This is a genomic window from Porticoccus sp. GXU_MW_L64 (assembly GCF_052983295.1).
This window is the reverse complement of sequence record NZ_JBRKJK010000024.1, coordinates 1-20,386: the sequence shown is the minus strand read 5'-3', so window position 1 is coordinate 20,386 and position 20,386 is coordinate 1. Positions and strand designations below refer to the sequence as shown.

The window sequence follows — 20,386 nt, the reverse complement described above, 5'->3', positions numbered from 1 at the left end:
CCCCCCCTCCCCCCCCCCCCCCCCCCCCCCCCCCCCCCCCCCCCCCCCCCCCCCCCCCCCCCCCCCCCGCCCGCTCGCTTCGGTGGAATATGTTGTATCTATTACTATGTTTGCACTCCAACAGTTAGGCATGACTACGATGGCACCTGTTGTGACCCTGGCCAGCATGGATGCTGGCGACGAGCCCCCATGGACGGGTTCACGGCGAGTCACAGCAGGTGTCATCGTGCTCATGCCGGATTAAGAACGCATGCAAAACGACTTTGTCCGCCATTTGCGCCAGCACAGTACCGGTATGTATCGCAACAACCGCTGGCAGAAGTTGCACCTGGATTTGCCGCTGATTCTGTTGTTGATGCTGCTGTGTGGCATCGGCTTGATGGTGTTGTACAGTGCCAGTGAACAGAGTCAGCACTATCTGAAGCGGCAGATGGTGTTTTACGGGGTGGGCTTTGCGGTGATGCTGGTTACAGCGCAGTTGTCGCCGCGGTTGTTGGCGCGCTGGGCGTTGTTGCCCTACGCCGTTGGTTTGCTGCTGTTGGTGGCAGTGTTGTTTTTTGGGGTGGGGGCCAAGGGCGCGCAACGCTGGCTGGAGTTGGGTGGTTTTCGCTTTCAGCCTTCAGAAATTATGAAAGTGGCGGTGCCGCTGATGTTGGCCAGCTATCTGGGCCAGCGACATTTGCCCCCCAGGTTTCGCTATCTGTTGGCAGCGCTGTTGATGATGCTGCTGCCCGCCCTGTTGGTTGGGTTGCAACCGGACCTGGGCACAGCACTGCTGATTTTTGCCTCCGGTTTTTTTGCACTTTTCCTGGCGGGGCTGCACAAGCGTTATATGTTCGGTGCCGGCCTGTTGGCTATGGCAGCCGTTCCGTTGTTTTGGGTGTTTTTGCTCCACGATTATCAGAAACAGCGCATTCTCACCTTGCTCGACCCCCAGGCGGACAAACTCGGCTCCGGCTGGAATATTATTCAGTCCACTACCGCTATTGGTTCCGGTGGCTGGCAGGGCAAGGGCTGGATGCAGGGTACGCAATCGCAACTGGACTTTTTGCCAGAGCCTCACACAGATTTTATTATCGCTGTATTCAGTGAAGAATTTGGCCTGGCGGGGGTGTTGAGTCTGCTGGGCTTGTATTTGCTGATTGTCGGGCGATGCCTGTTTTTGGCTCTGCGCGCCAGCAAAATGTTCGGTCGTTTGCTGGCGGGCAGTATTGCGTTGACCTTTTTTGTCTATGTTGCGGTCAACATGGGTATGGTGTCTGGCGTTTTGCCAGTTGTTGGTGTGCCCTTACCCCTGGTGAGCTATGGGGGTACTTCCATTGTGACCCTGATGCTCGGGTTTGGTATGCTTATGGCCGTTTGTGTCGACAAACGCTAGGACACTCCTAAAAATGCACTATTTCCGCGATAGCGGTGTTGGCAACACTGTTTGTCTATGATGAGGCGCCTCCTCATGTATTGCATATACACTGCGGGTCTCCGTGCGTTGCCGCCTTGCTCTCACGAAAATAGAGCATTTTTAAAAGCGTCCTATAGTTTTAATTGAGGGAGATTTTTCGGTGAATAAACCTGTTGTAACGCTTTTGGTGGCTCTGACGCTGCTGGTGTCTGCCGGAGTTCAGGCAAAAAATTATCTGGGCAACCCCCAGGCCGAGGCGTTTATTGGCCTTATGGTGGAAGAACACGACTTCAAGGCCACCGAGCTGCGCCGCTTGTTTGCCCAGGCGGAGTACAAGCAGAGCATTATCGATGCCATGACCCGACCTGCCGAGAAGGTCAAACCCTGGCGCGATTACCGCAAAATTTTTTACACCAGTAAACGCATCGACCTGGGCACCCAGTTCTGGCGTGAAAATGCCGATGCCCTGATGCGTGCCAAGAAAGATTATGGCGTAGACCCGGCGATGATCGTTGCCATTATCGGTGTGGAAACCTACTACGGCCGCAATAAAGGCTCTTTCCGGGTGCTGGATGCGCTTTCTACCCTGGCCTTTGACTACCCCAAACGCAGCCGCTTTTTCACCAAACAGCTGGAACACTTCCTGCTGTTGGCGCGGGAGCAAAATCAGGACCCACTGGCTCTGAAAGGCTCCTACGCCGGTGCCATGGGCTTTGGTCAGTTTATTCCCAGCAGCTATCGCGCCTACGCGGTGGATTACGACAACGACGGTTTTGCCGATATCTGGAACAACACCACCGACGCCATTGGCAGTGTCGCCAATTACTTCGCCGAACACGGCTGGCAAGACGGCGAGCCGGTGGCCACCCGTGTCAAACTGAAGCCGGATTACTCCCCCGATGTGGTCACCAAGGGTTTGAAACCGGATCGCACCATTCTGGAGTTCAGTGAACACGGTTACTTCCCCGTGGAATTTGCCTCTCCGGACGCCATGGCTTCGGCCATCAAGCTGGACGGTCAAAATGGTGTTGAGTTCTGGTTTGGCCTGCACAACTTCTACGTGATTACCCGCTATAACCGCAGCAATATGTACGCCATGGCGGTGTATCAGGTGAGCCAGGCGATTCGCGAACGCATGGAACCTCACCTCGCAGAGAAATAACCTTGCGGAAAAGCCATTGCACACACCTTCAAGTTTATCTGTGGCCGCTGGCGGCAGCCCTGTTGCTGGGCGGCTGCGAAAGCTCCAACTATTACAAGGACGATCGCCCGCCGCGCCAGGACAGAGATGTCAGCCAGATTCCCGATGCGGTTCCCAGAGTGGAGCCCATCACTCGCGCCGGTAACACCAACCCCTATCGCGCCCTGGGTAAAACCTACCACCTGCTGCCGGATAATCGTGGCTACAAGGCGCGCGGTATGGCGTCCTGGTATGGCAGCAAATTCCACGGCAGGCCCACTGCCAACGGCGAAACCTACGATATGTTCGCCATGAGCGCCGCTCACAAAACCTTGAAAATCCCCGCCTACGTCAAAGTCACCAACCTGGAAAACAACCGTCAGGTGGTGGTGCGGGTGAATGATCGCGGGCCGTTTTTGCACGACCGTTTGATCGACCTGTCTTACGCCGCCGCCAAGAAGCTGGATTTTGCCGATGATGGCCTGGCGCAAGTGGAGGTGGAATACATCGATCCCGTGGGGGCTCGGCCCCGGGCGCAGGTGCAGGCCGAACCGGTGAGACCTGCGCGAACCGGCAAACCCATGGAAAAGGGCAGCTACCTGCAACTGGCGGCTTTTTCCAAAGCCAGGCCCGCGTTGCAGATGCAGGCGAGGTTGCGCCGCTGGGCGGACTACCCGGTGCTGATGACCATTAACGAAGGGCCAAAAGGATTGCTGTACAAGGTACTGATTGGCCCGGTGGTTGGGCATGAAGACCAGCAACGCCTTAAAGCACTGGTGCGCCAAAAGGAAAAACTATCTCCATTTTTGGTTCAGTTTTGACGGTTCTGTTTCACTGATTCCCGCTTTCCATACGTGGTAGAATTGCCGCCGATTTTTAGATGCTCTTGCCGTCTGTCATCCTGAGCATAGCGAAGGATCTCCTTGCCTGGCTGTTCGAGATCCTTCACTGGGTTCAGGATGACATATCAAACATCTGCATCCTGCTATTTCAAGGAACCGCCATGATCAAGTTACCCAACCACCGCACGGGTCGTAACATTCTGCTGGCTGCTTTTTTCTGCCTGCTGACGCCACTGGTCACTGCCATCACTCCTGCCCCCCCGGAGCTGTCTGCCAAGGCCTGGATTCTGGTGGATGCGGACACCGGTGAGATTCTGGTGGAACACAACGCCAACGAACAGTTGGAGCCCGCCAGCCTTACCAAGATGATGACCAGTTACATCGTCTCCAAAGATATCCACCAGGGCAAAATCAACGAGCAGGATATGGTGCCCATCAGCGTCAAGGCGTGGCGTATGGGTGGCTCCAAAATGTTTGTGCGCGAAGGTACCGAGGTCAAACTGATCGACCTGCTGCGCGGGGTGATTATCCAGTCCGGCAACGACGCTTCCGTGGCGCTGGCGGAATACGTGGCGGGCAGTGAAGGCGCCTTTGCCGATGTAATGAATCAGCAGGCGCAACTGCTGGGCATGAACAACACCAACTACGAAAACGCCACCGGCTGGCCGGCGGAAGGGCACCTTACCACCGCCTACGACCTGTCGCTGCTGGCGCGGGCGCTGATTCGGGATCACCCGGAACACTACGCCATCTATTCGGAAAAATACTTCAAGTACAACATCGACAAACCCCAGCCCAACCGCAACCGCCTGTTGTGGCGCGACAAGTCGGTGGATGGCATCAAAACCGGCCACACCGAGGCGGCGGGCTACTGCCTGGTATCCTCTGCGCTGCGCGATGGCATGCGCCTTATTGCCGTGGTGATGGGTACCGACAGCGACGAAGCTCGCGCCAGTGAATCGCAAAAACTGCTGTCCTACGGTTTCCGTTATTTCGAGAGCGCCAGGGTTTTTAGCGCCCAGCAGGTGATGCAGGAAAATGCCCGGGTGTGGTACGGCGAGGGTGAGCACATCAACCTGGTGGTGGCGGAAGAAACCCAACTGACCGTGCCCTACGGCGCTGCCAAAAAGCTGGATATTAACGTCAATGCCCCGGAACTGATCGAGGCGCCGGTGGCCCTGGGCCAACAATTGGGTACGGTCACCGTCAGCTACGATGGCGAAGTGTTGCGCGAACTGCCTTTGGTGGCGGACCGCGAAATTCCCGAAGCGGGCTTTTTTGCCCGCATGTGGGACAGCATCAAATTGTTTTTCGTGGGTATCTTCAGTTGATCGCCATGGAACAGCAAGACGCTCCGAAAATAGAGTTCCCCTGCGATTACCCCATCAAGGTAATGGGCAAGGCGCACCCGGATTTTCACGCTTTTGTACTGGAAGTGATGCAGCGCCACGTGGACGATTTCGATGCCAGCCGGGTGACCGTGCGCGACAGCAGCAAGGGCACTTTTCAGGCCATAACCGCCACTATCATCTGCACCGGCAAGCCCCAGCTGGAAGCCATTTTCGCCGATCTCAAAGAGCACCCTATGGTGCATATGGTGATTTGATGCAGTCATTTGCCCACTGTCATCCTGAGCGAAGCGAAGGATCTCTTTACAAATGCGAAGTACGGGATTCTTCGCTACGCTCAGAATGACAGCTGATAAAACTATCACAGTCCGTCAGCTCGGCCGCCAGCCCTATGCGCCGGTGTTTGCCGCTATGCAGGCGTTTACCGACAGTCGCGACGAGGCTACCCGCGACGAAATCTGGCTGGTACAGCACGACCCGGTGTTTACCCAGGGGCAGGCGGGCAAAGCGGAACATGTGCTGATGCCGGGAGATATCCCGGTAGTGCAAGTGGATCGCGGCGGCCAGGTGACTTACCACGGCCCCGGCCAGATTGTCGCTTATCCCATGGTGGATTTGCGTCGGCAAGGTCTGGGGGTGCGCCAATTGGTGAGCGCCATTGAGCAGAGCATAGTGGAAACCCTGGCCCCTTATGGTATTGTCGCCGCCCCCAAAGCGGATGCCCCCGGGGTGTATGTCAATGACGACAAAATTGCCTCGCTGGGACTGCGGGTGCGCAAGGGCAAAAGCTATCACGGCCTGGCGTTTAATATCGATATGGATTTGTCGCCCTTCACCCGCATCAACCCCTGCGGTTACGCTGGCCTGAAAATGGTGCAAATGAAAGACCTGGTACAGTGCGGCCTGCCCAGCTATGGCGCGCTGGAAGAACAGCTTGTCGGACGTATGGCCGACAACCTGGGCTTTGATGGTTGGCAGTATGCCGATCAGCCCGGTGAAATACTTGAAGGGCGGATTAGCGAAGCGTAATCCGCCACAGCAGAGACACAACATGACAGACCTCACCCGCAACGATGAAGAACTGGCCGTAGACGCTGCCAAACTGCAACCGGTGCGCAAGACCCGCCGCCGGGTGCAGGGCGAAAAACTGCGGGATGCGGACAAGGTGGAACTGATTCCGGTGAAGGTGGTTGCCACCGACAGTTACCAGCGTAAGCCGGACTGGATTCGGGTGCGCATGTCCAGTTCGCCGAAAGTGGCAGAGATCAAAAAGACCCTGCGCAACCATAAGCTCTCCACTGTGTGTGAAGAAGCCAACTGCCCCAACCTCAGCGAGTGTTTTGGCGGCGGCACCGCCACATTTATGATTATGGGCGACATCTGCACCCGTCGCTGCCCGTTCTGCGATGTGGGCCACGGCAAACCCAATCCGCTGGATGTGGACGAACCGCTGAACCTGGCCAAAGCCATCGCCGACATGAAGCTCAAGTACGTGGTGATCACTTCCGTGGATCGCGACGATCTGCGCGATGGCGGTGCCCAGCACTACGCTGACTGCATTCGCGAAGCGCGCATTTTGTCCCCCAACCTGGAAGTGGAAATTCTGGTGCCGGATTTTCGCGGCCGCATGGAACCGGCGCTGGATATTCTCAGTGCCACGCCACCGGATGTGTTCAATCACAACCTGGAAACCATCCCCCGTCTGTACCGCGAGGCGCGCCCCGGTGCCAATTACAAGTGGTCGCTGAAGTTGTTGCAGGAATATGGCCGGCTCAACCCCAAGGTGCCCACCAAATCCGGCCTGATGGTGGGCCTGGGTGAAACCAGGGATGAACTGCTGGAAGTGTTCTACGAAATGCGTGAACACGATATTGACATGCTCACGGTGGGCCAGTACCTGCAACCCTCCAAAGACCACCTGCCGGTAGATCGCTTTGTGCACCCGGATGAATTTGAGGAGTACGCCGAATACGCCTATTCCATCGGCTTCAAACATGTGGCCAGTGGGCCGTTGGTGCGCTCCTCTTACCACGCTGATAAACAGGCGCATGGGGAAACCGTTAAATAAGCTGCGAGCTTCGGGCTACGAGCGGCGAGCTGCCCGAGCGTAATTCTCGTCATTCCCGCGAAGGCGGGAATCCATGTGCTTCAACGCTGTTTAAGTAAGTGCCATTCTGCTCGCGGCCCGCAGCCCGACGCTCGCAGCCGTATGCTACTCTTTGTGATACAGGAAATCACAAGGAGAACGCAGTGAAACGCATCGTTATCTGTGCCGACGGCACCTGGAATCGCCCGGAGCAGGATCCCGCCAAAGACTTCCCCACCAATGTGCTCAAACTGGCTCGGGCCATTCGTCCGGTAGCGGCGGATGGTGCCGGGCAGCAGGTGTTTTATGACTGGGGCGTAGGCAGTTACGAAAGCCGCATATCCGGTGGCATCACCGGCAAGGGGCTGCACAAAAATATCGTCGACAACTACCGCTACATTGTGCAGAACTACGCGCCGGGGGACGAGATATGGTTGTTTGGTTTCAGTCGCGGCGCCTACACCGTGCGCAGCTTGTGCGGCATGATCAACAACTGCGGTATTCTCAAAAGGCCGGATGCTGCCCTGATTGCCGAGGCGTTCAAGCTCTATAAAAAGTCTGGTGCACGCAACGCTCCCAGGGGTGAAAATTCGGTGGCTTTTCGCCGTGCTCACAGTCATCGCTCCCGGCAAGTGACCTTTGTCGGCGTGTGGGACACCGTGGGTGCCATGGGTATTCCCCTGTCGTTCCTCGGCCTGTTCGATGACAAAGACGAGTTTTACGACACCAAACTGGGCCGCAATGTCAGCGTTGCCCGCCACGCCCTGGCCATTGATGAACAGCGCAGCGATTTTGAACCCACCGTCTGGCAGCCCCGTGAGAACCTGGACTTGCAGCAAATGTGGTTTGCCGGTTCCCACAGCGATGTGGGTGGCAGCCAGAAACCCGATGGCGATGGCAGCCTGTTGTCTGACCACGCCCTGCGCTGGATGCTGGCGGAGGCCAGGGGGCATGGCCTGGGAGTGGAATCCCATTTGCTCAATAACATCAGCAACAACCCACTGGCGCGCCTGCACCCGTCAAGGCGCAGCTTCTATCGAGTGCGGAAACGTTTTTTACGGCCCATCGACCACGGTTTCGGCAGCGTATTGATACACCCTTCCGTGAAACAGCGCTGGCAGCAGGACGACAGTTATCGACCGAAAAACCTGCGACATTACATTGATCAAAATGGCTGGTAAGTGGTCTTACATAAATTATTTATAACGAGGAAGCAGAATGGATCAGTCAGCGAAGTACATTCCACCCAAAGTCTGGACCTGGGAGGCTGAAAACGGCGGCGAGTTCGCCAGCATCAACCGCCCCATAGCCGGTGCCACCCACGACAAGGACTTGCCGGTGGGTGACAATCCGCTGCAACTGCACTCCCTGGCAACGCCCAATGGTGTCAAGGTAACGGTGATGTTGGAGGAGCTGTTGGCGGCTGGCCACAGCGGTGCCGAATACGATGCCTACCCCATCAGCATTACCGATGGCGACCAGTTCAGCAGCGGCTTTGTGGCCATCAACCCCAATTCAAAAATTCCGGCACTGGTGGACCGCAGCGGTGCCGAGCCGGTGCCGGTTTTTGAATCCGGCGCCATCCTGCTGTATCTGGCGGAAAAATTTGATGCCTTTTTACCCGCCCCGGAAAAGCGCCATGAGTGCCTGTCCTGGCTGTTCTGGCAAATGGGCAGTGCGCCTTATTTGGGGGGCGGTTTTGGTCATTTTTACAGCTACGCCCCGGAGAGGTGGCAGTATCCCATCGACCGTTTCACCATGGAGGTGAAGCGCCAGCTGGATGTGCTGGATCGCCGCCTGGCGGACAACACTTACCTTTGCGGTGACGACTACAGCATCGCCGATATAGCCACCTGGCCCTGGTACGGTGCCCTGGTGCTGGGCCGTTTGTACGATGCGGCGGAATTTTTGGATGTGGCCAGTTACCAGCACGTCAAGCGCTGGGCGCAAGCTATTGACGCTCGCCCGGCGGTGCAGCGTGGGCGCATGGTCAATCGCACCTGGGGTGAGCCGGAAGAACAGTTACCAGAGCGGCACAGCGCCGAGGACTTTCTCAGTTGCACCGAGGATGAATTTCAACAGGACTGATTGGTTGCTCTAAATGTAGTAGAACACCAAAAAAGCCGCCAACAATCCGGCCACCCAAACTACCATGGTCTCCGTTGGCCACAGCCGGGCAAAATAACCTTTGGGCTTGTTTTCCTCAGCATCGTAAGAATTTTGAATGATTTGCCTGATGGATGCGACAATGGATTTTTCGATACTCTCGTAAATACCGTAGACCGCACTGGCAATTCGCTGGATGAAAGCCGGAGCCAGTTTGCGGTATAGCCAATCCGCATCCAGGTTGGTTGATGGCAGCTCCGGTGGGTACAGCTTGTACAGGTTTAGCCACACAAACGCTGCAGCCGAGAAGAACAACAGTTGCAGTTGGGTCAGTACGTGGGTGACGTCGTATGGCTGATAGTTATGCTCCCAGGGCAACAGGGCATAAACGGTTTGCGCCGGAAACGAGCCGAGCACCACACAGGCAATAGCGGCCAGGGTCATGGCGATCAGCATATTCTTTGGTGCTTCTGTAGTGCGAATGCCGGAATCGTGGGCAAAGAAGGCAAAGTAAGGAATCTTGATGCCCGCGTGGTGAAACACACCTGCCGCTGCAAACAACAACAGCAACCACACATAGTCGTAGCCTTCTTTTACCGCCGCCGCCATTATCATCGATTTTGAGACAAAGCCACTGAACAACGGAAATGCCGAAATAGACGCGGCACCAACAATACAGAGTATGGTAGTTTTCGGCATGCTCTTGTACAGGCCGCCCAGTTCCGAGCCATTGATTTTGCCGGTTTTGTACAGCACCGCACCCATGGTCATCATCAACAGACCTTTAAAAATCACGTCGTTAAAGGCGTGAGCCACAGCGCCGTTTAGGGCCAGGGAGGTACCAATACCGATGCCCACAATCATAAAGCCGATCTGGTTAATCAGGCTGTAGGCCAGTACCCGGCGCAGATCGTTTTCGATCACCGCGTAGAAGATCGGAAAGCAGGCCATGGTGACGCCAATCCAAACCAGAATTTCTTCACCGGCGTAGGCCCGTGCGAAGGCATACACCGCCACTTTGGTGGTAAAGGATGCGAGGAAAATGGTGCCGCTGGGAGTGGCTTCCGGGTAGGCATCGGTAAGCCAGTTATGGACAAACGGGAACGCGCTCTTGATGCCGAACGCCAGGAAGATCAACCAGGCGCCAATTTGGGCGATACCCTCATGTTGCAAACCAATGTCGGTAAACAACAAGCTGTTGTTTACTTGCGCAAAAATTAGCAACCCCGCCAGCAACAATACACCGGACAGCACCTGAAAAATCAGGTAGCGAACACCGGACGAGTAGGCGCGGTCTGTTCTTCTTGCCCATATCAGAAACACCGAGGTCAGTGCCAGCAGTTCCCAGAAGACAAACAGCGTGAGCAAATCCCCTGCAAATACAGCACCGACAGCGCTGCCCGCATAGGATAGCCCGGCCACGTGTTGCGTGGTGTCTTTTACATGAAGGGCATAAATCACCGCAATCAGGGCGGCGATATGAAACAGGTAGCCAAACATCAGACTGAGTTTGTCTACTTTTACAGGTTCCAGGGCATAGCCCATAAACTCCATGGACCAGAACACACCGTGCTCCAGGCCCAGCAAGTTGAGGCCACCAACAATCGGGGCGACCAGCATAATGATATTGCGTGCCCAGCCTCGCAGAAAAAGCGCTGCCAGGGCTGCCAGCATTAATGGCAGAAAAGGGATAACACTATTCATTGCCGCTGCCCCATAAAAAACGAGCTTGAGACTGGGTGTGCTCGGTTGATAAGACGTTCTGGTTTATTGGTAGGCCTGAATTGGGTATTGCTTGCTGTGACACGCCGTAGACCCTTCCCTGGAGGCTCGAGGCCAGCATCCATGCTGGCCACGGTCACATCAATCAATACCCAATTCAGGCTTTTGAAGTTTGTGGGACAGCGATGACTATTCATCGTAGTTCTTCATCTTCATAGTAATTTTCCCCACGCATCAAAAACGATCGCATCCATTTCGCCACAAACACCAGAATAGAACAGCCCACAAAGCCGTAAATGGCGTAAAAGGCAGGCACATTTTCCCAGCTGTGGTAAATGTGGCGGTGCACAATAAAGTCCGCGATCACCAATAACGCGCAAAGTACATAAAACACTTTGAGTATCTTGCGCACGTTTTCTGGCTTATCGAACCAGCCATCGGAATCGTGATGATCAGACATTTAGCCTTCTCCCTTATTCGTAGAAACTGACGGTGGTAGAGACACCTGGAATCAAATTGATGAGATCAATCAGCGGCTGAGGATAGAAGAACAGGGCCAGGCACCCGAAAGAGGTCACTCCCAACGCAATGAGCATGGGCAGAGGCGCTTCTTTGGTCTCGGCCCAGGACCAGGCTGTTGCACCTTCACCTTGGGTGTTGAAAAACGCTTTGATGGGAATCGGCAGCAAATACGCGATATTGAGCAGCGAGCTGATCATCAGCGCGGCAACCACAATCAGTTTGTCTGCTTCTAACGCGCCAATGGTCAGGTACCATTTGCTCCAGGTGCCCGCCATGGGAGGCAGGCCGATGATACTGATGGCACCAATGGCAAACGCCGCCATAGTCAGGGGCATTTGCCGGCCCAGGCCCACCATGTCACTGATATTCTTTTTGTGGCTGGCCACCATTATCGCGCCAGCACAGAAGAACAAGGTAATTTTGCCCACAGCGTGGGTGGCAATGTGCAGTGCGGCACCGGCTGCGGCAACGGAAGAAGCGAGCAGGGCGCCCACCACGATATAGCTCAACTGGCTGACGGTTGAATAGGCAAGCCGCGCTTTCAGGTTATCTTTGGTCATGGCGATGCACGACGACAGCAGAACCGTTGCCGTAGCGATGTAGAGCATGATGTCTGTGGTGGCGAGATCCGACAGACCATCGATGCCAAAGATATAGATCGCTACTTTCAGAATACTGAACACGCCGGCTTTTACCACGGCAACCGCATGCAGCAGGGCGCTGACCGGTGTCGGCGCAACCATGGCCGCTGGCAACCAGCGGTGGAATGGCATAATGGCGGCCTTGCCGATGCCGTAGCAGAACAACACCAGCAACACGGCAAGTACAGTCTTGCTGTGGGAGTCGTCAAAAATGCCGCCCGGTCGAAACTCCAGTGTGCCGGTGAGGACATAGGTGCCCAGCACAGCGAACAGCAGGAAGATAATAGAAGTACTGAGCAAAATACCCAGATAGATTCGACCGCCCCGTTTGGCCGCGTCGCTGCCCGCATGGGTGACCAGTGGGTAGGTGGATAGCGTCAGTACTTCGTAAAATACAAACAGCGTCAGCAGGTTGCCGGAGAAGCAAATGGCCATGACCGAACTGATGGCCAAGGCGAAACAGCAAAAAAAGCGGGTCTGGTTTTTTTCGTGGTGACCACGCATATAGCCAATGGCGTAGATACTGGTAATAATCCAGAGAAAGCTGGCCACCAGTGCAAACAGCACGCCGAGTGGTTCTACATCGAAGTTCAAACCCAGGCCGGGGAAAATCTCGATCACATCCAGAGAAAGTGCCGACCCTTGTAAAGTAGAGCCCTGCATGGTGTGGTCGGTGATTGCCAAAACGATGGTGAACAAAATGACCGCAGTGGCCAGCGTCACTGCTTCCCGTAGATTGGGTTTTTTGCCGGTTGCCACAACCAGTAAGGCACCGATAAACGGCACTATGATGGAAAGCGCAATTAATTGAGAAGGTTCGACAGCTTGCCAGAGATTCATTTCGACATCTCCGCTGCGCTGGCACTGTTATTCTGGAACAACCATTCGGCGGCGCTGCCGGCGGCTTCGGTGGTCAGGCTGGTATCAATACCAAAATAAATATTTGCCAGTACCAGTATCCACATCGGCACCAGCATCAGCGCGGGCACTTCTTTAACGGTGTTTGGGTCGATATTTTCGGGCAATTTTTTGAAATAGGCCGCTTCCAGTACGCGCCCAACGTACACCACCGCAAGCAGAGAGCCCACCAATACAAGCGCTGCAATCAGCCAGTGGTTTTGTTCAAGGGCTGCAGTAACCAGGTACCACTTACTGACAAAGCCCACAGTCAGTGGTACGCCGATAATACTCAAACCCGCGATGGTAAACGCTGCCATGGTCAGAGGCATGTGTCGGCCCAGGCCTCTAAAGGCTTTAATGTCCACCGAGCCGAGCCGATAAAATACCGCACCAGCCGCCATAAACAATGCACCTTTCATAAGCGCGTGGTTGAAGATATGAATCACGCCCGCCATCAAGCCGGTTACGCTGACCAGACTCAGGCCCAATATCATGTAGCCAATTTGCGCCACACTGCTGTAGGCCAATACGGTTTTAACGTTGCTTTGCACGGTTGCCATGTAGGAGCATTTAAAGATGGCTACAACCGCCAGGGCCATCAAAATAATGTCCATTCCCATTTCTTCAAATACGTGGTCTACCCCAAAAATAGTGAAGATAAAACGAATCATCACATACACGGCGACCTTGGTTGCGGTGCTTGACAGAAAGGCGCTGACCGCAGAAGGAGACTCTGTATAGGCGGGTGGTAACCACATATGCAGGGGGAATAGAGCCATCTTGATGCTGACGCCGACAATAATGAATGCCAGGCCGGTGTTGATGGTGCGGCTGCTGTCGTAGAGGTCGATTCGGCTGGCCAGATCCAGCATATTGAGGGTGCCGGTTTTCATATACAGCAGGCCCACACCAATCAGAATAAAGGTCGCACCAATGGTGCCCATCACCAGATAGCGGAACGCCGCCGTCAGGCAGCGTCGATCCGACGCCAGGCTGACCAATGTGTAGGTAGCCAGCGAGGAAATTTCCAGGAACACAAACAAGTTAAACGCATCACCTGTAATCAAAATTCCGGATAGGCCGGCCAGACAGAGCAGATGGGCCGTGTAAAACAGAGAATGCCTGGACTTTTCGATTTCTTTTTCGATGCTGTCTTTGGAATAAATCAGCACCAGCGTTGAAATGGCAGACACCGCCAGCAAGACAAAGGCATTGACGGCATCGATGCGCAATTCAATGCCCCAAGGTGGTGGCCAATCGCCAACGGCGTAGCTCAGTACACCATCGGATAACGCGGCGACCAACAGCTGCATGGATACCAAAAAAGCGCATCCGCTCACCAGGGTGGCGAAGCCCCATGACAACAGCGAACGACCCAAAATCAGCGTGATGGGGGCGGCGATTAACGGCAGAAGGACAGGGAGTACAGCCAAGTGTTGTTCTAACATTAGATGGCGTCATCCTTGTTCTGAAATTCATTTTCTTCAACCGTGCCATAGGCTCGCTTGATGCGCACAATCAGCGACAGCCCCACCGCTGTAGTGGCTACGCCAACAACAATCGCGGTCAGAATCAACACATGGGGGAGTGGGTTGGAATACAGGCTGACGCCTTCCACCAAAATGGGTGCAGTACCTCCACTGACCTTACCCATAGAGATATAAAGCATAAAGACAGAGGTTTGAAAAATATTCAGACCGACAATTTTTTTCACCAGATTGTTGGCTGAAATAACAATATAAAACCCGGCCATCATCAAAAACACGACGACCCAGTAGTTGTAATAATCGAGAATAAAGCTCACTGGACGTTTGACCTCTCTGCCTGGCTGCTAAAGGCGTAAAAAATACTCAACATCACCGCAAAAACGGTAATGCCAACGCCCAGCTCAATAATGATGATGCCGTAGTGTTGGCCGGCGATTGGGTCAGCGGCGAGTTTGTTGTAGTCAAGGAATTGGCCTCCTTTCATCATGCTGACCAAGCCAACCCCGGCGTACAGCAATACACCAAAAGAAGCCATCCACTTCAGGAATTTGGGGCCAACCACAGCCAGGGCGTTGGGCAGCCCGAATACCAGGGCATATAAAATAAATGCCGCCGCTGCGATCACTCCGGCCTGGAAACCGCCTCCTGGTCCAAAATCACCATGAAACTGAACATAGAGTGCGAAAAGAATCACATGGGGAATTACGATTTTGGCAATGACATGAAGCACTTTGTGCTCTTTCAAGCCGGACTCCAGGTCACTGTCTTTCTTGCGCCGGATACCGAGCAAGGCAAGCACACCGATTGCCGCCGAGAATACCACCACCACTTCACCCAGGGTATCGAAGGCACGGTAGCTTGCCAGTACCGAGGTGACCATGTTGGGAAGGCCAACTTCACTGGGGGATTCTTCTATATATCTTGGAGCAACGTGCTGATGTACCGGGTTGTCCGGGTCGCCAAACGGCGGCATATCCAGTGTGCCGTAAATCAACGCTGCCCCCGTGACTGTGACAACCAATAAGGGAAGCAGGGAAGAATGCGAGTTTTTCTTTTCCTTGCGGCCTGTTAATGCCAGCGTTCCAAGCATCAAAACAGTGGAAATGCCCGCACCCACTGAAGCCTCGGTAAAGGCGACATCAACCGCGTCCAGGTTGATAAAGATAAGGGCGGATAAAAAGCTGTAGATGCCAAACAGCATCACCACAGCAAATAAATCCTTCAAAAAAATAATTCGCAATGCGGTGAGCGCAAGCATTGCCAGCAGCACCAAATCAATCAACTCGGCCATTAGCGTGCTTGCTCCTGTTTTTCTTCTGCCAGTGTCAGCAACCCGCCATGGCGGGCAGATTTTGCCAGGGCGTGTGAGGCAGTAGGGCTGGTGATCATCAGAAACATCAGAATAAATACAAGTTTGGCGGTGTTCAGGTCGAACGATGTTTGCAGCAGTAAACCGCTAATAATCAAGATGGCGGCGATGGAATCGGTGACGCTGGCGGCGTGTACACGGGTAAAGAAGTCGGGGAATTTAAACAGCCCGACTGCGCCGCTGAAGCCAAAAAATACCCCTGAAATAAGCAATATGCTGCTGACAATATCTACCATAAACATGTGTTGCCGTTGTTGTGTGGGTTGTTATTCGGCCGGCGCGGTGTATTCAAAGAAGCGAAGTACCGCAACCATCCCGATAAAATTTATAAGTGCATAAACAATAGCGATATCCAGAAAATCTGGCCGCCCCATCAAAAAACCAACTGCCGCAATAAACAACACAGTCTTGGTGCCAAACATATTGACGCCCAGAATGCGGTCATAAACTGTTGGTGCTTTAAATGCTCTGGCCAGGGCAATTGCCATAACCACCAGAATAGCAATGCAGGCTGCTGCCAGAACGTCAGTCATTTGTTGTCACCCCAAATGTCTGTGATTTTCCTTTCCATATCGCCTTGTTCCAGCTGCTCAATGGACGCCTTTTGCAACGCATGGACAGTAATCTCACCGTCTTCCAGGTCGACACTCAGTGTGCCCGGGGTGAGGGTGATGGAATTGGCGTAAAGCACTCGATTTTCCGGTGGCACATCCTGCGCTGATATTTTCGCCAGACAAGGTGAAACCTGGCTTGATGAGCCCCATACCAATTTGGTGACATGAGTGCTGGATTGCATGATCTGGCCCAGAAGCCAGGCGGTGTAACGCATAATCTGGAGGCCATTGCCGACTGCTTCCGGTTCTTGATCAACCGCATCCATTCGATGCAATACGAAAAGTACAATGGCGACAGATACCGCACCAAAACTCAACAGTAATGGCTCAATGTACCCTGAAAGAAAACACCAGAAGACAAACAGTAAGACTGCCCACTTGCCGATATGCATAGATACCACCCTACCCGGATATTCGTTGTTTTTTTGACCAATAATAAGCTATCTGAACCGGAATGAATACTTTGCGTTGACACTTTGGGTTGTGTCGCTTCTCGGGTGCGCCGACGCTGTGCGAAGCCGGAGTGGATATTGAGTGCTAGAAATCGAGGAGTTGATTGAGCTGTGGAAAGGATGAGTTTTGAGCGCGGATCGACGCCGACACTAACGCTACTGAAAAGCCCGATGACTAAGCCCCGTAAAGGGTCACGCAAAAATCACGCATTCGGGAGAAACAAAAAGGGCTACGCGTACGTAACCCTTTGAAAGATATGGTAGCTATGACTGGACTTGAACCAGTGACCCCAGCATTATGAAACTTGAAGTTATTTTTTAAATCATTGAATTAATTGAACTAAATTTCGAGCACCTACAGCAGAACAGCACAATAGAGTACAACAGCGCACCATCTAATACGCAATTTTTACGGAATTCATCTTTGCAGCACTCAATCTTGATAGGTGCAGTCTATTAGGTGATGAGTGGTAATATCTTCCTCCAGTTTCATATATAATCCTCTATTACAAAAACTGGAGCCTATGGCCTCCCGTGGACGTGGTAGAACGCAAGGAGAAGACATGAAAGTCAGCGACATGTCACGAAGAACTCAAGAAGAGCACGCTGCTTATCTGCTCAAGTTCAGCAATAGCCTATTTCTAGCTTTCATCATCACAATAATTATTGCCCCTATGGGGGTGATACTCGGTCATATTGCTCAAGGCAATGTGTCTAAAACACATTGGGTTCAAATTTCTACTGTTATCACTAGTTGGCAAGGTATTACGTTTCTATGCTTGGAGGCAATTGCCAGCTATTTAGCTTTAAGTGCCCGAAACCAAGCATACGAGATATATAACAGTCTGTATCCAGACGATGAAGCTAGCTGAACTATGTTCTTTGTAATTAAAACAAGATGATCTAGAATGGTTAAAAGGGTGGGTTAATCATGTCTGTGGCGTATAAAGTTCTTGAAGATCAACAACTTTCGGCTGTTTCTAGGTTATTTTCTTCTGGTTTGATTCGAGAGCTAGCAAACAAAGGTAGGTCTTCACTATTTGCTAGGTTAGCAAAGGAGTTATCAGTTCTTGATTTAACCAGTCCTAATGACTCAGTAAGACATCTTTTCGATGCCGCATTTTCTCTTTTAAAGAGAAAACACTATCGCCACGAGTATATATATAAGGCTGCTATAACTCACAAGGTATTACTAGGGACACACTCTCTACAGACTGCGGTGATGCTGAATGAGTTTAGAGCTTGTAACAACAAAGCAGACAGTGTGATTCTTAATGGTACTTCAACTGTTTATGAAATTAAGTCAGAAAGGGATTCTTTGTCTCGTTTAGAGAAACAGATTATTTCTTATAGACAGGTATTTGCCAAAGTTAATGTTATTGCAGGGGAAAATCATCTTGATGCCGTACTCTCTTCAGTGCCAGACGATGTTGGTGTGATGTTGTTATCAGATAGATACCAAATTTCCACTGTTCGTGAAGCTCTTGATTTGCCAGAGAGGGTTTCCCCAGATGCTATATTTCAAGCTATTCAGCAGCGAGAAGCTAAAAAAATACTAGAAAGTTATGGTTTTGAAATACCTGTTCTTCCAAATACGAAAATGTATAGTGCGTTGCGAGAGCAGTTTATAAGTTTGGAGCCAGTCCAAGCTCATGAAGGTATGGTGAGGGTATTGAGAGATACCCGAAGCCTGCTGCCTTTAGCCGAGTTGTTGGATGCGCTTCCTATATCTTTACAGGCGGCCGCGCTATCAACATCGTTGCGTAAAAAGGACCACGATAAACTTGTCCAAGCATTGGATACGCCAATTAACACAGCATTGAAATGGAATTGATTGAATTATGTACCATCCATATTTTAGAGGGAAACAATATGAACTTATTACCATCAGAGAAAGTGTAGAAACTTTAAAAAAAGCAGGATTTGTCCCAATTATTGAGCCAGTTAAGGAAGCTCTAGGTGGATTGCAAAAGACTCTTGTTGCTATACAGAATGCTGACGCTGAAGCTGTCGTAATCGTAAATCCGTATCATGGAGACCATTCAAATAATGGGAATAACATATTAGCGTTGATGCAAAATGAATTTGTTAGCTATTCTGGTATCTCTCCGGGTATTTTGCTAACGGAGGAGTTAACTGTAGATGACGTTGTATCCATTTATAGTCAGTTTCAAGAGCAAAACGTGACTTTTATCCATGCCGGTTTTTCCGAGGCAAGATTGCTTGTTGGATCGATAGGTAATAGTGTATCAACTATTCGTCATATTTTTCACGATGAAAGTTGTGGAAAGTTATATCAAAAGCATTTCCGAAAAGCGGAAAGGATTTTGCTAAGAGATGGTTTCCAGAAGCGAACTAATCGTGAGCACCCAGAGGTAGAGTTCTTTTCAGACTTGCATGCTACTTTCGATGAAGAAGGAATGGATGGGTTTGGTGACTTTTTGATAGTTGGAGATGATTATTCGGAATCTGGTGGCCCTGCATATGCCGTGGCAATTCATTTAACATTTATCGACCCAGATAAAGATGATGAAATGCATATCCATCATTTTAAATCGATAAGACAGGATGACCCTAAAGACCCTGCTGGTAAGTTTGCAGAAGCACTCGAGAAGCTGGTTGGAGAGCTTCAAAGAGATGGGAATAATATTCTTAGAACGGAGGCTGTTAATGAGTTTATTGATCTACATAAGAGAGGGCACTTCCCTGGCCTTGGGTATGTCAAGAAGCTATCTATGAAACACCACATAGAAACCTTAGCTAATTATTTTTCAAGTTAGTGAGGTTGGGATGTTGTGTTGCCCTAATTGCATTGGTGATAGATGGCTAAATGATAGTATATCTTCTTCTCATGGCGCTGAATCTGGGAAATGCAGCTATTGCCAAGATGAAGATGTTTTGCTTATTAAGTTAGATGATTTAAGAAATAACTTTCAATCATTGGTATATATTTATAGTGAGGATGAGGGAGGAAAAAGTTTAGTAGAATGGTTAAAGAGCGACTGGGCAATGTTTCCAAATATGGATGTTGCAAACGCTAAACAGCTTCTTGCAGATATTTTAGATGATGGTGAAATTGTTCGTAAAAAGTTTGTGCCGTCTGCATTGTGCGAGACAGATCAATTAAATAATTGGGAACAGCTTAAAGCAGAATTGATGCATGAAAATAGATTTTTCCCAAGTACCAAATTTGATGAATATCGTCTCCGAGAATTATTAGATCAGTTGTTAGTTAGGTCTAATGAATTTGAGAGTGAGTGGTATAGGTCAAGAATTCAGAAAGAGGATAAGGTGTTCCCTGTGGACGAAATGGGTGCTCCTCCAAAAAGATTGGCTTCACAAGGAAGAGCAAACCCAGCAGGGATTCCCTATCTTTATTTGGCCTCTAACCCAGAAACAGCAGTTTCAGAAATTCGTCCACATACCGGTGAATTTGCTGAGGGTGTTCAAAATTCTGTGTCACCAAATCGAAGCTAACGCGCTTCGCTTGTTGGCCACTGCGCCGGTCTGATGGACCTGATTCCGCGAAGCGGCCTCAGAACCTTCAGCCCGTCACAGCGGCGTCAGTTTAGCGCGGTGGCGCTTTAAATATCCAGCGCTCCATCTAACCGCCCTTCAAAATGAATCGCCATTTGCGACAACGTCAGATTCCAGTTTTGAACGGGGTGTGTCCATTTTTCCGAAGCGTTGATGACGCCAGCATAGAGTAATTTCAAC

General features: G+C 51.9%; 22 protein-coding genes and 1 pseudogene. 13 read left to right on the top strand and 10 right to left on the bottom strand.

The window, feature by feature from the left end; genetic code table 11:
* Nucleotides 1-250: 250 nt before the first annotated feature.
* The 9 genes from rodA to yghU all read left to right on the top strand — a co-directional run bounded on the left by rodA (nucleotide 251) and on the right by yghU (nucleotide 8,944).
* The gene (rodA, locus tag ACVBEJ_RS14040) at nucleotides 251-1,378 is read left to right on the top strand and encodes a rod shape-determining protein RodA (RefSeq protein WP_447130268.1); all 1,128 of its coding nucleotides are present in this window, start codon (nucleotides 251-253) and stop codon (nucleotides 1,376-1,378) included.
* A gap of 181 nt (nucleotides 1,379-1,559) precedes the next feature.
* Nucleotides 1,560-2,561: a lytic murein transglycosylase B gene (gene mltB / locus ACVBEJ_RS14035; protein ID WP_447130267.1), complete on the top strand. Its 1,002-nt coding sequence runs from the start codon at nucleotides 1,560-1,562 to the stop codon at nucleotides 2,559-2,561.
* A 2-nt stretch (nucleotides 2,562-2,563) separates the two neighbouring features.
* On the top strand, nucleotides 2,564-3,400 hold the full coding sequence (locus ACVBEJ_RS14030; RefSeq protein ID WP_447130266.1) for a septal ring lytic transglycosylase RlpA family protein: 837 nt from the start codon (nucleotides 2,564-2,566) through the stop codon (nucleotides 3,398-3,400).
* Between the two features lie 182 nt (nucleotides 3,401-3,582).
* The gene (locus ACVBEJ_RS14025; protein WP_447130265.1) at nucleotides 3,583-4,752 is read left to right on the top strand and encodes a D-alanyl-D-alanine carboxypeptidase family protein; all 1,170 of its coding nucleotides are present in this window, start codon (nucleotides 3,583-3,585) and stop codon (nucleotides 4,750-4,752) included.
* Nucleotides 4,753-4,757: 5 nt separating this feature from the next.
* A complete protein-coding gene (locus tag ACVBEJ_RS14020; RefSeq protein WP_447130264.1) occupies nucleotides 4,758-5,027 on the top strand; it encodes an HP0495 family protein in 270 nt (89 codons plus the stop codon).
* 85 nt (nucleotides 5,028-5,112) lie between these two features.
* Nucleotides 5,113-5,799, top strand: a complete 687-nt coding sequence (gene lipB, locus ACVBEJ_RS14015; protein WP_447130263.1) for a lipoyl(octanoyl) transferase LipB — start codon at nucleotides 5,113-5,115, stop codon at nucleotides 5,797-5,799.
* 22 nt (nucleotides 5,800-5,821) lie between these two features.
* On the top strand, nucleotides 5,822-6,838 hold the full coding sequence (lipA, locus tag ACVBEJ_RS14010; protein WP_447130262.1) for a lipoyl synthase: 1,017 nt from the start codon (nucleotides 5,822-5,824) through the stop codon (nucleotides 6,836-6,838).
* A 182-nt stretch (nucleotides 6,839-7,020) separates the two neighbouring features.
* Nucleotides 7,021-8,037 carry a DUF2235 domain-containing protein gene (locus ACVBEJ_RS14005; protein ID WP_447130261.1) on the top strand — a complete coding sequence of 339 codons (1,017 nt, stop codon included), beginning with the start codon at nucleotides 7,021-7,023 and terminating at the stop codon, nucleotides 8,035-8,037.
* A 37-nt stretch (nucleotides 8,038-8,074) separates the two neighbouring features.
* Nucleotides 8,075-8,944 (top strand): glutathione-dependent disulfide-bond oxidoreductase, encoded by an 870-nt coding sequence (gene yghU, locus ACVBEJ_RS14000; RefSeq protein WP_447130260.1) that lies wholly within the window; start codon nucleotides 8,075-8,077, stop codon nucleotides 8,942-8,944.
* Nucleotides 8,945-8,953: 9 nt separating this feature from the next.
* Here the strand turns inward: yghU and ACVBEJ_RS13995 are convergent, their stop codons facing one another.
* The 9 genes from ACVBEJ_RS13995 to ACVBEJ_RS13955 form a co-directional block, all read right to left on the bottom strand.
* On the bottom strand, nucleotides 8,954-10,666 hold the full coding sequence (locus tag ACVBEJ_RS13995) for a Na(+)/H(+) antiporter subunit D (protein WP_447130259.1): 1,713 nt from the start codon (nucleotides 10,664-10,666) through the stop codon (nucleotides 8,954-8,956).
* Between the two features lie 211 nt (nucleotides 10,667-10,877).
* Nucleotides 10,878-11,144 (bottom strand): hypothetical protein, encoded by a 267-nt coding sequence (locus ACVBEJ_RS13990; protein WP_447130258.1) that lies wholly within the window; start codon nucleotides 11,142-11,144, stop codon nucleotides 10,878-10,880.
* 13 nt (nucleotides 11,145-11,157) lie between these two features.
* Entirely contained in the window at nucleotides 11,158-12,687 is a 1,530-nt protein-coding gene (locus ACVBEJ_RS13985) for a monovalent cation/H+ antiporter subunit D family protein (protein WP_447130257.1), read from the bottom strand.
* Nucleotides 12,684-14,195, bottom strand: coding sequence for a monovalent cation/H+ antiporter subunit D family protein (locus ACVBEJ_RS13980; RefSeq protein ID WP_447130256.1), 1,512 nt, complete (start codon nucleotides 14,193-14,195; stop codon nucleotides 12,684-12,686). Before ACVBEJ_RS13980 ends, ACVBEJ_RS13985 begins: the two co-directional genes overlap by 4 nt.
* Nucleotides 14,195-14,551 (bottom strand): cation:proton antiporter subunit C, encoded by a 357-nt coding sequence (locus ACVBEJ_RS13975; RefSeq protein WP_447130255.1) that lies wholly within the window; start codon nucleotides 14,549-14,551, stop codon nucleotides 14,195-14,197. Before ACVBEJ_RS13975 ends, ACVBEJ_RS13980 begins: the two co-directional genes overlap by 1 nt.
* Nucleotides 14,548-15,525 (bottom strand): DUF4040 domain-containing protein, encoded by a 978-nt coding sequence (locus ACVBEJ_RS13970; protein WP_447130254.1) that lies wholly within the window; start codon nucleotides 15,523-15,525, stop codon nucleotides 14,548-14,550. Before ACVBEJ_RS13970 ends, ACVBEJ_RS13975 begins: the two co-directional genes overlap by 4 nt.
* Complete coding sequence (gene mnhG / locus ACVBEJ_RS13965) at nucleotides 15,525-15,845, bottom strand: monovalent cation/H(+) antiporter subunit G (RefSeq protein ID WP_447130253.1); 321 nt, start codon at nucleotides 15,843-15,845, stop codon at nucleotides 15,525-15,527. The genes ACVBEJ_RS13970 and mnhG overlap by 1 nt, the downstream gene beginning before the upstream one ends.
* A 24-nt stretch (nucleotides 15,846-15,869) precedes the next feature.
* Nucleotides 15,870-16,136, bottom strand: coding sequence for a monovalent cation/H+ antiporter complex subunit F (locus ACVBEJ_RS13960; RefSeq protein WP_447130252.1), 267 nt, complete (start codon nucleotides 16,134-16,136; stop codon nucleotides 15,870-15,872).
* Entirely contained in the window at nucleotides 16,133-16,609 is a 477-nt protein-coding gene (locus ACVBEJ_RS13955; protein ID WP_447130251.1) for a Na+/H+ antiporter subunit E, read from the bottom strand. The genes ACVBEJ_RS13960 and ACVBEJ_RS13955 overlap by 4 nt, the downstream gene beginning before the upstream one ends.
* Before the next feature lie 623 nt (nucleotides 16,610-17,232).
* Between ACVBEJ_RS13955 and ACVBEJ_RS13950 the strand changes: the two genes are divergently transcribed.
* The 4 genes from ACVBEJ_RS13950 to ACVBEJ_RS13935 are packed head-to-tail and all read left to right on the top strand — an operon-like array spanning nucleotide 17,233 to nucleotide 20,146.
* Entirely contained in the window at nucleotides 17,233-17,541 is a 309-nt protein-coding gene (locus ACVBEJ_RS13950; RefSeq protein WP_447130250.1) for a hypothetical protein, read from the top strand.
* Nucleotides 17,542-17,600: 59 nt separating this feature from the next.
* Nucleotides 17,601-18,503, top strand: a complete 903-nt coding sequence (locus ACVBEJ_RS13945; protein WP_447130249.1) for a sce7726 family protein — start codon at nucleotides 17,601-17,603, stop codon at nucleotides 18,501-18,503.
* A 7-nt stretch (nucleotides 18,504-18,510) separates the two neighbouring features.
* Nucleotides 18,511-19,449 carry a sce7725 family protein gene (locus ACVBEJ_RS13940; protein WP_447130248.1) on the top strand — a complete coding sequence of 313 codons (939 nt, stop codon included), beginning with the start codon at nucleotides 18,511-18,513 and terminating at the stop codon, nucleotides 19,447-19,449.
* Between the two features lie 10 nt (nucleotides 19,450-19,459).
* Complete coding sequence (locus tag ACVBEJ_RS13935) at nucleotides 19,460-20,146, top strand: RES domain-containing protein (protein WP_447130247.1); 687 nt, start codon at nucleotides 19,460-19,462, stop codon at nucleotides 20,144-20,146.
* Between the two features lie 107 nt (nucleotides 20,147-20,253).
* Here the strand turns inward: ACVBEJ_RS13935 and ACVBEJ_RS13930 are convergent.
* Nucleotides 20,254-20,386 (bottom strand): annotated as a pseudogene (locus tag ACVBEJ_RS13930) (IS256 family transposase); the annotation flags it as partial.

Excerpts from the sequence above, each read along its gene's own strand:
- ACVBEJ_RS13940 (WP_447130248.1), top strand. The coding sequence starts at position 18,511 with ATGTACCATCCATATTTTAGAGGGAAACAATATGAACTTATTACCATC.
- ACVBEJ_RS13955 (WP_447130251.1), bottom strand. The coding sequence starts at position 16,609 with ATGCATATCGGCAAGTGGGCAGTCTTACTGTTTGTCTTCTGGTGTTTT.
- yghU (WP_447130260.1), top strand. The coding sequence starts at position 8,075 with ATGGATCAGTCAGCGAAGTACATTCCACCCAAAGTCTGGACCTGGGAG.
- ACVBEJ_RS14025 (WP_447130265.1), top strand. The coding sequence starts at position 3,583 with ATGATCAAGTTACCCAACCACCGCACGGGTCGTAACATTCTGCTGGCT.
- ACVBEJ_RS13990 (WP_447130258.1), bottom strand. The coding sequence starts at position 11,144 with ATGTCTGATCATCACGATTCCGATGGCTGGTTCGATAAGCCAGAAAAC.
- ACVBEJ_RS13980 (WP_447130256.1), bottom strand. The coding sequence starts at position 14,195 with ATGTTAGAACAACACTTGGCTGTACTCCCTGTCCTTCTGCCGTTAATC.
- rodA (WP_447130268.1), top strand. The coding sequence starts at position 251 with ATGCAAAACGACTTTGTCCGCCATTTGCGCCAGCACAGTACCGGTATG.
- ACVBEJ_RS14020 (WP_447130264.1), top strand. The coding sequence starts at position 4,758 with ATGGAACAGCAAGACGCTCCGAAAATAGAGTTCCCCTGCGATTACCCC.
- lipB (WP_447130263.1), top strand. The coding sequence starts at position 5,113 with ATGACAGCTGATAAAACTATCACAGTCCGTCAGCTCGGCCGCCAGCCC.
- ACVBEJ_RS13935 (WP_447130247.1), top strand. The coding sequence starts at position 19,460 with ATGTTGTGTTGCCCTAATTGCATTGGTGATAGATGGCTAAATGATAGT.
- ACVBEJ_RS13985 (WP_447130257.1), bottom strand. The coding sequence starts at position 12,687 with ATGAATCTCTGGCAAGCTGTCGAACCTTCTCAATTAATTGCGCTTTCC.
- ACVBEJ_RS13945 (WP_447130249.1), top strand. The coding sequence starts at position 17,601 with ATGTCTGTGGCGTATAAAGTTCTTGAAGATCAACAACTTTCGGCTGTT.
- lipA (WP_447130262.1), top strand. The coding sequence starts at position 5,822 with ATGACAGACCTCACCCGCAACGATGAAGAACTGGCCGTAGACGCTGCC.
- ACVBEJ_RS13995 (WP_447130259.1), bottom strand. The coding sequence starts at position 10,666 with ATGAATAGTGTTATCCCTTTTCTGCCATTAATGCTGGCAGCCCTGGCA.
- ACVBEJ_RS13970 (WP_447130254.1), bottom strand. The coding sequence starts at position 15,525 with ATGGCCGAGTTGATTGATTTGGTGCTGCTGGCAATGCTTGCGCTCACC.
- ACVBEJ_RS13950 (WP_447130250.1), top strand. The coding sequence starts at position 17,233 with ATGAAAGTCAGCGACATGTCACGAAGAACTCAAGAAGAGCACGCTGCT.
- mnhG (WP_447130253.1), bottom strand. The coding sequence starts at position 15,845 with ATGTTTATGGTAGATATTGTCAGCAGCATATTGCTTATTTCAGGGGTA.
- ACVBEJ_RS13960 (WP_447130252.1), bottom strand. The coding sequence starts at position 16,136 with ATGACTGACGTTCTGGCAGCAGCCTGCATTGCTATTCTGGTGGTTATG.